Annotated in this window: 2 protein-coding genes; both read left to right on the top strand. The window is 62.3% G+C overall.

What is annotated here, in order from left to right; all coding sequences use genetic code 11:
- Entirely contained in the window at nt 1–13,617 is a 13,617-nt protein-coding gene (locus tag RMO95_RS11525; RefSeq protein WP_310450778.1) for a putative Ig domain-containing protein, read from the top strand.
- Nucleotides 13,614–14,993, top strand: a complete 1,380-nt coding sequence (locus tag RMO95_RS11520; protein WP_310450777.1) for an HlyD family type I secretion periplasmic adaptor subunit — start codon at nt 13,614–13,616, stop codon at nt 14,991–14,993. Before RMO95_RS11525 ends, RMO95_RS11520 begins: the two co-directional genes overlap by 4 nt.
- Nucleotides 14,994–15,006: the final 13 nt, after the last annotated feature.

Genomic DNA, 15,006 nt, shown 5'->3' with positions numbered 1-15,006 from the left:
ATGCCCACACTTACGATTGCCGACTACCTGAAATTTGCCAACCTGCAGATGGCGGCCGAGGCGCTGTATAACTATGACGCGACCAAATCAGGCGCAAATCTAGTCCCCGGAGCGCTTCGTCAGAATGAGGCACTCGACCCTGACAACCTCACCACTGGAAACGAGCACGCCAGCAAATTCACCCCGACCGAAATTGCTCTGTCCAGACTCACCACCGACTGGACCGTCGTCGAACACATCTCGAATACCACGACGGGATTTTCCGGAACGTTGTTCAAGAACCGGTTCACCAACGAACTCGTCCTGTCCTTCCGCAGCACCGAATTCATCGACGACTCCGCGCGCGACAGCGAAGCCGCCAACAAGCTGGAGATCAAGGAAAAAGGCTTCGCTTTCGGCCAACTCTCCGACATGGAGACGTGGTACCAGTCGCTCCAGTCGGCGGGCAAGATCGACGGTCCCTTGAGCGTCACCGGCTACAGCCTCGGCGGCCACCTCGCCACCGCCTTCAACCTCATGCATCAGGGTGCAGCGCAGCAGGTCGTCACCTTCAACGGCGCCGGGGTTGGCAAGATCGGCAGTGCCAACGATCTGCAAAGCATGCGCGTCGAGTTGCTGCGGATGGTGCAGACCTTCAACGGGCTTCGCGCCGATGCAGAGGAAACTGGTTTGGGGCGTTTGTTGCAAACTGACGCCGGCAACGTCGCGTACCTATCGATGAAGTCCGCAATCTATGCCAATAATGGCGTTCCGTCGTCCGGCATGGTGAGTAACTTGTATGCTTCCTTTGTCAGTGGTGGCCGACAATTCACGCCCGCCACGCTGGCTGACTACACTCTTCTGAACGAGGCATTGAGTCGTGCTCTCGCTGTCTATGGCGAAGCCCACCGCGCCCCTGGGCTTACCTCGGGCAGCACTGAGGGCATCCAAAATCCTGCCAACATCAAGGACACGTACTTAGATCACCAAGACGTCACCCGTCTCGCCATCGCCGCTGAATCGCTCGACTACCAGTTAGCCGTCCTGGTTACTGCCCGCGATTTCAGCACATCGGCGCTGAGCAATGTAGCCAGTATAGAAAATGCCTTCATTGCCAAGACCATGGGGGCGGGCAGCCCGCTGGCGAACCAGATCGACATCGTCGGTACCGAGATGGACGCCGCGATCGCCGCATCCATGGTGGCCAACTCGCAGGTGCACTATGGACAGAGCATCCCGTTGTTCATCGAAGATCAGCCGGGCTACCGAGGCATCGCTCCGATTACCAGCGCCATTACGTCCTTCGTCAATGCCGGTGTCAAGTTGCTGGGTCCCAGCTACAGTGCGAACGACTTCGGCGACACCCACAGTCTGGTGCTGCTGATGGATGCGCTGTCGGTGATGGATACGCTCGCCCGCATCGACCCGACACTTGCGACCAGGCCGGGTGACATCGGCAAGCTGTTCCAGGCATTCACTACGAGCAAGGCCCAGACCCAAGCCGGGCGACAGGGAATCGCCGAAGGCGACACCCTGGAAACGGTGGTCAATGCCTTGGGCAAGCTGTTCCTTGGCAAGAACTACACGGCGCTTGAATTGACGGGCCTGAACGAAGGCAACACCTGGTGGAAGCCGGATCAACGAGAGAAGTTCTACCAAGCTCTCAATGCCATCAGCACGGAACTCAACAGCGGTCCACAGCCTCAGCGAAACATCGTCTCCCTCACCACCCTCAGCGCCGCCGATCTCCAATCCGCCGCCAACAACCCGGACGCCCTCGCCACCCGCTATGCCCTGAAGGAACTCAACCCCTTCGTCGTCCTCGGCGACGATAGTCTCTACGGCAAGTTCAACCTGAACCACGAACTCGACCTGTTCAACGCGGATACCGAAGAAGGGACACTGGGCAGGCTCACCCCGCAATGGATCGAAGACCGAGCGGGCCTGCTCAAGACCGTGATCGACAAGAACCTTCAGGACAGTGCGGACAAACTCATCTCCGGCAACACCGCCTACAAGGATCTGACGCGCAAGCTCGACTTCGGACCGAACACCTTGCCCCAGGTCGGCGTCATCTTTGGCACCGAGCAAAACGACTCCATCAACTTCACCCACACCCGCGGCGACAAAGTGCATTTCTATGGCGGCGCCGGTGATGACAATCTCACCGGAGGCGCTGTTGACGACTGGCTGGAAGGCAATGAAGGCAACGATGCGCTACGCGGCGGCCAAGGCGCCGACACCCTGGTCGGCGGCACCGGCAACGACACCCTGCGTGGCGGTCTGGGCACCGACACCTACCGCATCGACAAGAATGGTGGCCTCGACACCATCCTGGACGCTGGCGGGGCGGACGGCAGCGACGGCCAGGGCAGCATCATCTACAACGGCAGCACGCTCTCCGGCACGCTGACCCAGGACAAGGTAACCCGCAACCTCTACCGCCATCCGGACAATCCGACCCTGGAATTCCGCTACATCGGCGCCGAAGGCGCGCGCGGCAGTCTCGTCATCATCGACCCCGCCGGCGCCCGCATCATCCTGCAGGACTGGGCCAGCGGCGAACTCGGCCTGGCCCTGGCCGGCAGCCCCGCCACCACCCCGAGCCGCAGCAGCATCGACGGCGACCTCAATCTCACCGAGTACACCGCCACCGTCGCCGCCGTCGGCGGCGTCATCACCTACGACCCCACCTGGCGCAATATCCAGGTGCTCGACACCACCTTCCAGTATGACGCCGACGGCAACATCGCCGGCATCGCATCGAGGGACGTCAAGTACAACCAGGTCGACGCGCTGGGCAACCTTACCGGCACTCTCGGCGGGCCAAGCCGCGACGACAGCCTCAACGGCAGCGGCAACGGCGACCAGATACGCGGCTACGCCGGCAACGACACTCTGCGGGGCAATGGCGGCGACGACAGCATCGAGGGCGGCACCGATGATGACCGCGTCCTGGCCGGCGCCGGCGACGACCGGATTCTCGGCGGCAGCGGCAGCGACATCCTCCAGGGCGAAGCGGACGACGACACGCTCTACGCCGAAGACGCGGTGGCGTTGGATCAGCTCTACGCACAAGGCGAAACCCAGAGCGCAACGGGCCTGCGCGGCGACTGGCTCGATGGCGGTGCGGGCGATGACATCCTGGCGGGCGAGGGCGGCAATGACATGCTGCTCGGCGGCGAGGGCGCCGACGTTCTGTACGGCGGGGCGGGTGATGACATGCTGCTCGGCAGTCGCGCGACACAAATCGTCAGCGCGGACTGGCAGGCCACGGTGAACCGCGATCCCGACACGCAACGGGTTGTGTCCTGGGGCTGGGGCAATGCTGATCTGCTGACCTCGGCCGGCACCGTCGAAGTGGCCGATGCCTTGTATGGCGGGGCCGGCAACGACCTGATGGAAGGGAGCCGCGGATCGGACCACCTCGATGGCGGCAGCGGCAACGACTACATGCTCGGGGGCGATGGCTCCGACTACCTCGACGGCGGCGAGGGCAAGGATGAAATGTGGGGAGAAGAGGGGGGAGATGCATTGTTTGGCGGTGCCGATGATGATCGGATCGTCGGCGACAACCCGCTGATTTCAGCAAGTCTGCACGGCAATGACTACCTCGACGGCGAGGACGGCAACGACATACTTTTTGGCACAGGGGGTAGCGACGAGCTCTGGGGTGGCAGTGGCAATGACGAGTTGATGGGAGACGGGAGTGATGTGGCTGCCGGCTACCAAGGCAGCGATTATCTGGACGGCGAGGACGGAAATGATCGCCTGTTTGGCGGGGGTGACGCGGACACGCTGGTCGGCGGTACGGGTGACGATGAACTGGTTGGCGATGCCGACGATCTTGCCGTGGACTACCACGGCGCCGATACCCTGGACGGGGGAGACGGCAACGACTCGCTGTACGGCTACGGGGGCGACGACAGCCTCCTGGGCGGCGAGGGCGACGACTATATGGAGGGCGACGGTGGCGAGATCGGTGGAATCATCCAGCTCGACCTGACAGGGAACGATTTCCTCGATGGCGGTGGTGGCAACGACCGCATGCAAGGTGACGGCGGCAACGATACCTTGCTTGGTGGGATCGGTGACGACATATTGGGGGGCGACGCCGACAATGCCCCCGCTGCCAGCCAGGGCAACGACCTGCTCGATGGTGGCGCTGATAACGACATCTTGCAGGGATATGGTGGTAACGACACGCTGATCGGCGGTGCCGGCACCGATATTCTGCATGGTGGCACGGGCGACGACATCTACGTTGTTGCACTCGGGGATGCGCCGGTAGGGGCGACGTTTGTCGAAGGGATTACGGATGTATCCGGCACGGATACGCTGCGCTTTGGCGCCGGTATCGAGCTGGGCAACATTCGCGCGTTGCGGGTCAATGGCAGCGATCTCCTGCTCGAGATCGGCAGCGATCGGCTGGGCATCAAGAACGGGGCCAACGGCGTAATTGAGCGCTTTGAGTTGGCTGATGGCAGCAGCTATAGCTATGCGCAGTTCATCGGCAGGACATGGCGCGAGCCGATTTCGCTTACATCCGGAGTGGCCGATGCCACGCTGGTTGGCGGCACGCAAGGCGATACCATCGTTGCCACAGGGGGCCGTGCACGGGTTTCCGGTGGAGCTGGAAACGACCTGATCACTGTGCAGGGTAGTGACAACGCGATTCTGTACACGGTGGGCGATGGCACTGACCGCGTGACAACGACTGCCACCAGTGCCAGTAACGGTAATGTCCTGCGCTTGTCCGGTGTCACGGCGGACGATTTGAGGCTTGGACTTGGCTCGCTGGCGATCCAGGTCGGGCCGGATGTCAATGACGTGATTCACTTCGAGAACTTCAGTCGGAATGACGTGTTTTCGCAGCGCCCTTTCGATCGCATCGAGTTCGACGATGGCTCGACACTCGGTTACGACGCGTTGATGGCCAATGGCTTCGATCTGGCGGGCAGCGAGGGTGCGGACACAATCGAAGGGACTAATGTTACCGACCGCATTGTCGGCGGCGCGGGGGATGATAATCTCAGTGGTGGCGATGGTCAGGACACCCTCACCGGCGGAGCGGGCGACGATACGCTTGGTGGCGGCGCGGGGAACGATACCTACTACTTTGCTCGGGGGGACGGTAGAGACCTGATCAGCGGTGATTGGGTCGACCAACCGGATTGCGTAAATACACTCGAATTCGGTCCCGGTATCGCACAATCCGATCTGGTGTTCAGCCGCCGCGCTGACGGGAGTTTGCATATCCGTATCGGCGAATCAAGCGACAGCATTTCAATTCCCAACTGGTATGGTACCAGTGGCATGACGCCGGTAATTCAACGGTTTGCTTTCGACGATGGGTCGCTTTTCGATATGTCGATACTTTCGGGCCTGGTCGTGGGTCCCATCTTTGGAACGGCGGGCAACGATACCCTCTCCGGAACCAATGAAAGCGATACGATCATGGGCCTGGCGGGCGATGACACCCTCAGTAGCGGACGCCAGAGTTGGAACGAAGATACGCTGATGGGAGGGGCGGGTCACGATCGCTATGTTGTGGATTGGACCAAGTTCTATTTTGACGATTGGGCATCGGCGCGTCACACGTTGATCGAGGCCGGCGGGGAAACCAGCACCATCGTGCTGCGGGAAGGCATGACCGCAGACCTATTTCGAGCCGATCGCCGCAACAACGATCTGTGGTTTCATGTCCGCGGAGCGGATACGGGTTTCCTGATCAAGGACTATTTCGACGGCAACCAGGTATGGCAACTCGAGGCTGCGGACGGAACAGCCCAGTCCATGGAAGACTTTATTGCCACCTCCCCTGGAACCGGCGATTTGCTTACCGACGCTTGGAACGACCAGATTGCGGCTTCGAATTACTCGTGGCGCACATGGTATGCCGAAAATCCTGACAGTTGGCAGAAAGTGACGGACGACGAATACAAGTCCGGATATTCCTATCTCGGAGCGGCGGTATCGCAACAGGTCTACGTTACATCCACCATTGAGCATCGTCTTGCAGCCGATGGTTTGAGCTATGTCTTGGTCGACGGCGGTACTCGTATTCCACACCTCAGCTCCATAGCCAGCGGCGAGTTTTCGAACAGCGAAAATCACGACAGTTTCGGCTATCGCGAAACTGTCGGTGGTGAGCAGCCATGGCGCGGAGGTTATAGCAGGACCCAGGTCAGTACCGATGTTGACTTTGCGGTGACCTGGAATACTGCGAGCTACCAGTATCTTTCCTACTACTATCTGGGACAGTACATCACGCCCTTGTCGTGGCTCGTGCCGACGGACGGCAGCGCGCCAGCGATGATCGAGTGGGCGGAGGCCAAGACTTGGCTGGGCAATCTCTCCGCCGGTGTGAGTGCGTCCTCGACCAGCATATTGCCGCGGGCCCAGGACTCTGCCACTTTGGCCGACGTGGTTTCGCAATTGGTCGGCGCAACGAATGCCGCCATCGATCTTACCGGCGACACCGAGGGAGTCCTGAATTTGACGCTACCCGACCGCATTCAGGGAACCCACGTTACGTACTACGAGACTTACCTTATCGAGGGCTATCGCGGTGGACCGGGTGACGATGTGCTTTACTTCGAATGGGATGTTCTGGTCGATGGCGGCGCCGGCAATGACTTGGTCATTTCCAATATCGCCGAAACGGGCCTGGCGTTTGGCGGCAGCGGCGATGACACCCTTATTGGCGGGAGTGCGGACGACGTTCTCGCCGGTGGCGAGGGCAACGATTTCCTTGCCGGAGGAGGAGGTGACGATACCTTTCTGATTGTCGGACAGCAATCTGGTTGGGATGTAATCGACGAGGCGGTGCCACGTATCAATGTGGTGCTGCCAAATAACGGCTACGTCCAGCACCGCTATAACGAGGACGCCGGGCACGGTAGCACCGATACCGTTCGTTTTGACGCAAGTGTGACATTGGACAGCCTGAGGTTCTCAAACGGTTGGTGGCATTCCGAGGTGGTCGACAACCAGACTACCGCTCGGCCCTATTCGACGCTCGATATATCGTGGGGAGGCGGTGGCGGAATAAGGTTGGTCGGCCCCGAAGAAGGGTATGACCTAAACAGTTCGGACGGTTTCGGTGTCGAGTTCTTTCAGTTTGCCGATGGGTCGGTCTACTCGATCGGGGATATCCTCGCGCGGGCCGCCAACCCGACCTATCAGGCGGACAATCCAGATCGCTGGATGAGCTTGACGCGAATCCAGAATGGGACCGTTGGACAAGATGTTCTCATTTCGCGAAGCAATTGGAATGGTATCGCGTTGAACCGTGTATTGAACGGCGGCGCTGGTTTTGATCAGCTATTTGGTTCCTCCGAGGGCGACATCCTGATCGGTGGCGATTCCTTTGACTACATCTACGGGAATGCCGGCGGTGATGTCCTGATCGGGGGTGCGGGATCGGACTATCTCGATGGACAGGCAGGCAACGACACAATGGTCGGCGGTAGCGGAGGCGACTACTACAGGGTCGACAGCGCTCAGGATGTTGTAATCGAAGCCTCCGTCGATCCGTCGCAAGACGGTTATGACACGGTTGCGAGTACCGTCAGCTACGCGCTGTCGGCTAGCGTCGAAAATCTCTACTTGGCTTCGAACGCAACTGCCGGGACAGGCAATGACGGTGTCAATCAAATATCTGGAAATGCAGCGGACAATTTGATCGATGGACGGGGCGGAGCAGACTATTTGAGCGGCGGTACAGGCAGCGATACGTATTTGCTCCGTCGCGGTTCAGGAAACGACACGATTTACGATGCTGTCGAGGAAGGTGTTGTAGATGTCATACAGTTTGCGGCGGACATTGGGCCGGGCGACGTGTCGATCTTGATCAGCCAGGACGGACTCAAGCTGCACTATGGAGACGATTCGGTGGTCCTCCAGGGGTGGTTTTCGATGTCTGCAAAAAACAAGCGGGTCGAGTTTTCGGATGGCACGGTTTGGGATGCTACATACCTTGATGGCCACGCCCAGTGGGGTAGCAATGGCGATGACTATATCCAGTGCGGCGATGGCCCTCAGACGGTGGATGCGCTTGCCGGCAATGACATCGTCGCAACAAACGGCGGAAACGATGAGCTAATTGGTGGCACCGGCAACGATTGGTTGTATGGCGGATCAGGAAGCGATACTTATCGCTTCGGACTTGGTGATGGCCTTGACCGGATTTGGGACGAACAGACTGCTGGCGATGTGGACGTCATCAGTCTTGCCAACACAATCTCGCCTGACGATTTGATCGTGACGCGGGGATACGGCTCCATTTACCTCAATTACGGCAACGGTAGTGACTACGTTGAATTGATGAACTGGTACGCGACCTATTCCGACTTCAAGGGCAAGCGCGTCGAGTTCTCGGATGGCACATTTTGGAACGCGGGTGAAATCGAGGCGCGGGTTGTCACGGCGCTGGCTACCGAAAGCGGTGACATCATCTATGCGACCGATGAGTCCGAAACGATCGACTCGCTGGGTGGCGATGATGAGGTCTACGCGCTCGGTGGCAATGATGTAGTTTGGGGTGGAGCCGGTGATGACTACATCGAGGCGGGCACAGGTGTGGATATCCTTCACGGAGGCGACGGTGCCGACGATATCGAGGATTACGAAGGCATTGGGGCACTCATGGGCGAAGCCGGAGATGACTATGTTTGGAGCGGCTTTGCCGCAAGCTTTCTTGTCGGCGGTGCAGGTGCCGACTTGATAGACACCGATGCATCCAATGATGTCGTGGCATTCAATCGCGGCGACGGCATGGACGTGGTGCGCATGTCGCAGCCGTTTACCTTGTCGCTCGGCGGCGACATCACGCCAGCGGATATCAGTCTGCGGTGGAACGAAGCCAGCGTTGTTCTTGATCTTGGCGGAGGCGACCAAATCGAGCTGAACAATTATGGACAGCCGGACTTGTCGCAGTGGCCCGCCGTTCGACTGCAGGTAATCGGCGACGAAATCTCGTGGTTCGACTTGAGCGCGACAATGGGCGACTTCGTGTCGGTCCGGGAGCAGCATCCAAACATCGTCTCGTGGAATGCCAGCGATGCATTGGCCGCCCATACGCTTGGCAGCAGCATGGACAGGGCCTACGGCGGTAGTCTGGCGGCTGCTCATGCTCGCAACGGCAGTCTCGACGCCATGCAGCCCGATGTCCTCCGCGCTGTAGTTGGAGAGGCAGATTTTGGTAGCGTACCGCAGCCGATAGTGACCAATCACGCCCCGGTTGTCGGCAGCGCTATTGCCGATCAGGAAGCCACCAGCGGCCGTATGTATGGCTTTACTCTGCCGGCCGATACCTTTGCTGATGCCGATGCCGGGGACGACTTGTCGCTGAGCGCGACGCTGATAAGCGGCGACCCGCTGCCGGCGTGGCTTGTATTCGATGCGGCGACACGTACCTTCAGCGGCATTCCGTCTTCAACTTCGCCAGGGCTATGGAACGTGCGCGTCACGGTCAGCGATCGCGCGGGCGCGATTGCCAGCGACGACTTCGTGCTCGATGTCGCCGGCCACATCGTCGGTACGGCGGCGGCGGATATTCTCACGGGTACGGCTCTGCGCGATGTCATCGAGGGATTTGACGGTAACGACACCTTGACGGCTGGTGTGGGTTCCGATTGGCTTAGTGGTGGCGCTGGCGATGACGTCTATGTATTCAACCGCGGCGACGGGTTTGATCGGATCAGTAACCGGGACGTGGGCAGCGACCTGATCCGGCTTGGCGCTGGAATTGCCCCTGCTGACGTGAGCTTCTCCTTCGACGCAGAATATGTCCTGTCCATCGCGGGGACGGAAGACTCGATAGCAATCGATGCCGATCTTACTACCCTGCCGCAGGTCGAATTTGCCGATGGCACGGTGTGGAATCGCTCCACCCTTCTGTCGATGGTCACGGGTAGCGCCGGTACTGAGGGCAACGATTTGCTGGTCAGCACGGCGGCGAGTAATCTTCTGAATGGCGGCGCTGGCGATGACACTTACTTCGTTGGAAGCAGTCCCCCGAGCACACACATCGTCGATGGTGCAGGTATGGATACGCTGATTCTGGACGGCGTCGATCTCGCCGACATTTCGCTGGGCGTCGGCTCGCTGAAGATCACGGTCGACGCCACCGGCCAGCAAATCCACCTCGATGACTTCGACCCCGATGATCCCTATGCCGAAGGCGGCATCGAATTCTTCCACTTCGCCGATGGAAGCTTCCTCAGCAAGGCGGAACTGATCGACGCGCTGGGCTTCACGCCGACCGGAACAGGCGGCGACGACACCTTGTCGGGAACATCCCTGGACGATGCGATCAGGGGGCTCGCGGGCAACGATATCCTTGCCGGCCGCGGCGGCAACGATATTCTGAATGGCGGCGATGGCGATGACGCCTATGTCTATGTGGTGGGTGGTGGCCATGATCGGATAGACGATGAGGCTGGCATCGATCGCATCGTGTTCGACGCCGGCATTTCTTCTTCGCAGGTTACGGTGACGCGCGATAACGGCGAGGTGACGCTGAGCCTGTCCGATACCGACAGCATCCGCTTTGCGGAGAACGGTCCCGGCAGCTACGCCGTGGAGCAGATCGAGTTTTCGGACGGCACGGTGTGGCAGGCGGGCGATGTCTTGCGTCGGCTTTCGCTTACCCCACCCACCGTGGCCATGGCGCTTGCCGACCAGGCTGCGACGGAAGATGCCGCCTTCGAGTTCGCGGTTCCCGCCGGCAGCTTTGTCGACGCCGATGCGCTCGCCGGCGATGTGTTGAGCTACGCGACCAGCCGCGCTGACGGCACGCCCCTGCCGATCTGGCTCGCCTTCGACGCAACGACGCAGAGCTTTACCGGGACACCGGGAAACGAGGATGTCGGTAACTTCGACCTGACGGTGACGGCGACGGACCTGGCGGGAACAAGTGTATCGAGCAGCTTCCGGATTTCAGTCGCCAACACCAACGACGCGCCAATTGTCGGCGTTGGCATCACGGCGGCGCAGGCAATGGAAGACTCGGCATTCGCATTCGTTGTTCCAGATGGCGCGTTCAGTGATGTCGACGCGGGCGATACGCTGTCGCTGTCCGCAACGCTGGACAATGGCGACCCATTGCCGGCGTGGCTGGTCTTCGATCCGGCAACGCGGACCTTCTCCGGCACGCCGGCCAACGACGATGTCGGCACGGTCACCGTTGCCTTGACGGCGACCGATGGCGCGGGCGCCACGGCGACCCAGTCCTTCGATCTCGGCGTCATCAACACCAACGATGCCCCGATAGTTGGCGCTGGCATCACGGCGGTGCAGGCGACAGAAGACGCGGCGCTTGCATTCACCGCTCCGGATGACGCGTTTGGTGATGATGATGTTGGCGACACGCTGACCTTGTCTGCATCACTGACCACAGGCGCACCCTTACCGGCATGGCTGCGCTTCGATCCTGCAACGCGGACCTTCTCCGGCACGCCGGCCAACGACGATGTCGGCGCGATTGGCGTGAGCCTGACAGCGACCGACACGGCGGGCGCCGTGGCGACCCAGTCCTTCGATCTCACCGTGGTCAACACCAACGACGCACCGCTGACGACCGGCGATGCCGGCGCCGTGACGGAAGACCTTGCCGCCTCCGCCTCGGGCAACGTGCTGGCAAACGATCGCGACCCCGATGTCGGCGACGTGCTCGGCGTTGCCGACAGCGGGTTGCGCTCCGGCAGCTATGGACAGCTCACGCTGGCGGCGAACGGGGACTGGAGTTATCAACTCGACAGCACTGCCATCCAGTCGCTGGGCGCCGACGAAACGCTGGGCGAGCAGTTCGCTTACACCGCCTTCGACGGGCAAGTGACCGTGCAGGGCGCGCTGGACATCACCGTCAGCGGCAGCAACGATGCGCCGCTCGTGACGGCACCGCTCGCCGCGGCCAAGGTCAGGGCGGGCAGGCTGTTCTCCTGGGACTTGCCGGCGGGTGCGTTCGTCGATGCTGATGCGCGCGACACGCTGAGCTTCAGCGCCAGCCTGGCGGATGGCGCGCCCTTGCCGGACTGGCTCAGCGTGGACGCGGCCAGCGGCTCGCTGTCAGGCACGCCGGGGCCGTGCGACGCAGGTGAGCTCAGCGTGCAACTTATCGCCACCGACAGCAGCGGCGCGGCGGCGGCGGGCATGCTGGCGCTGACCGTGGCCCTCACCCTGCCGGGCCAGACCTTCGTCGGCACGCGCCAAGCCGACACGCTGACGGGCACGGTCGATGACGACGTCTTCGACGGCCGCGCCGGCGTCGACACGCTGATCGGCCTCGACGGCAACGACCTGTACCTGGTGACCGATCGCAAGGATCGCATTGTCGAAGAGACGGACGACGGCTTCGATACGGTATGGGCCGATACGGACGACTACGCGCTGCCCGATCAGGTCGAAGGATTGGCTCTGATCGGTGGCGAGGACTACGACGGAACCGGCAACGGCCTGGGCAACCTGCTGGTCGGCAACCGCGGCGACAACCGTCTCGACGGACTGGCGGGGGACGACATTCTGCGCGGTCTGGCCGGCGACGACCGGCTGCTCGGCGGCGCGGGGCTCGATGCGCTGGATGGCGGATCGGGAGACGACGCGCTGGAGGATGGCGCCGGTGCCGGGTTCCTCGCCGGCGGCCGCGGCGACGACAGCCTGCGCCTGGACGGCGGTGCCGACGTGATCGCCTTCAACCGCGGTGACGGCGAGGACCGCATTACGGGCGGCGACGGGCAGAACGACACCTTGTCCTTAGGTGGCGGCATTCGCGTCGGCGACCTGCGCTTGAAGAAGCACGGCAAGGACCTGATCGTGGACGCCGGCAACGGCGATTCCCTGCAGTTCGACGACTGGTACAAGCACAGCGCCAAGCGCAGCATCGCCACGCTGCAAGTGGCGGCGGATGCCACCGGGACGAGCTTCGAGCGCTACGACTTCGCCGCCCTGGTGCGCACATTCGACAGCGTGCTGGCCGCCAACAAGCGCACCGACTCCTGGACGCCGGGCAGCGATGCATCGCGCTACAGGCTCAATGAAGCCACCGGCGATGTCGCCGGCGGCAGCCTCGCGGCCGCCTATGCCGCTAGCGGTGCGCTGGCCGACATTCGGCCGGAGCAGGTGTCCGCGGCGTTGGCGACGCCGCTCAGCGACGCGACGGCGACGAACTGCCTGCCCGATATGCCGCTGCCGCCGCAGCCCGCCTATCACGGGGATCACGGGGATCATGGGGATCGCGACCACCACGGCAGCAATGGACACAGCAAGGATGACCGGCGTGATCGGGATAGCGCATTCGGCTGGCACAGCGGGTCGGGGCCCTTCCTGAGTCAGCGCGAGGTCGAGGCGGCCTGGCAATCCTGGCAGCAGCAAGCGGCGCCGTCCCCGTCCGCCTCGCCGATCGACTACGCCATGGGCTGGGCCCGCCTGCGCGACAAGCTGGCCGGACACCATGATGAAAATGATTGGGGCGGCGCCTGGTGCAGTCGCGTGGGCGGCGGGCGCGCGGACGGATTCTCGCTGACCTCCGCCGGGCCGGGCGGTTTCGCCGTCCGCGGCCCCATCGGTCTTCCCGGCACGGCTTTGAAAACCTTCGAAGGTCTGCACGAAGGCTTCGACCGCCTGCACGGATCATGATGGCCAAATGGAGCAAGCGGCTGTTCGGGACGGTCGAGCCGAATCCGTCCGACTTCGCAGCGCCCCTGCTGCGCATCCAGCAGAGCCCGCCGCATCCACTGGGGCGGCGCGTTGTGCTGACGCTCGCCGGTCTGCTGGCGGGCCTGCTGGTCTGGAGCGTGGTCGGGCGGCTGGATATCGTCGCCGTGGCCGAAGGCAAGCTGGTGCCGCAAAGCTACGTCAAGATCGTGCAGCCGCCGGAATCCGGCATCGTGCTCGACATCCTGGTACGTGAAGGCGAAGCGGTGCGTGCCGGGCAGGTGCTGATGCGCATGGATGCCCTGCCGGCCGAGGCCGACGCCGCGTCGGTCGATCTCGATCTGGCCAGGAAACGCCTGACCCTGAAGCGCATCGATGCCGAACTGAACGGAACGCCCCTGCTGTTCGCGGCGACTGACCCGCCGGCGCTGGCGGCGGAAATCACCGCCCAATACCGCGCCAACCGCGCGGCGGTGGACTCGGCACTGGCCGAAGAGCGCACGCGGCTGGCCAAGGCCCGCGCCGAAAAGGCCGCGGCGGAACGGGTCAGGCACAAGCTGGAGGGCAGCCTGCCGCATTACCAGGAGCAGGAACAGGCCTTCGAGAAGCTGTCGAAACAGGGCTTCGCCGGGCCGCTGATGGTCAGCGACAAGCGCCGCGAACGGCTGGAAAAGGAAGAGGACCTGCGCGCCCAGGACCACCTGATCGAATCGGCGCAGGCCGGGATTGCCCAGTCGGAGCGCAAGCTGGTGCAGATCGACTCCGATGCGCGCAAACAGCTTTATACCGAGCGCAACGAGATCCACGGCAGCGTCGAGAAGCTGTCGCAGGAGGCGGCGAAGCTGAGCCACCGCCGCGGTTTGCTGGAACTCAGGGCGTCGCAGGACGGCATCGTCAAGGATCTGGCGACCCACACAGCCGGCACGGTGGTGCAGCCCGGCACGGTGATGCTGACCCTGGTGCCGAAGAATGAGCTGCTCAAGGCCGAGGTGCGGGTGTCGAACGAGGATATCGGCTTCGTCCGCGCCGGCCAGCCGGTGAAGGTCAAGCTCGCGGCGTTTCCGTTCCAGAAATACGGCATGGTCGATGGCGTGGTCGAGCACGTCGGCGCCGATGCGCTGGACACCGCTGCACAGGAGGCCGGCGCGGCCAATGCCGAGCGTCAGACGGCCAAGCCGCTGACCTACAAGGCGCTGGTGGCGCTCAAGGCCATGAGCCTCGATGCGGAGGGCGAGCGTCTCGATCTGGGCGCCGGCATGCAGGCGACCGCCGAGATATCTCTCGGCCACCGTTCGGTGATGGAATACCTGCTTTCACCGGTGCAGAAGGCCTGGCACGAGGCGGGGCGAGAGCGCTGAGCGCCTCCTCCCC

This window comes from Sulfuritalea sp., assembly GCF_031426875.1.
In the GTDB taxonomy this organism is placed as follows: domain Bacteria; phylum Pseudomonadota; class Gammaproteobacteria; order Burkholderiales; family Rhodocyclaceae; genus Sulfuritalea.
The sequence above is the reverse complement of the archived record's forward strand: the minus strand, read 5'-3'. Positions and strand labels throughout refer to the sequence as shown.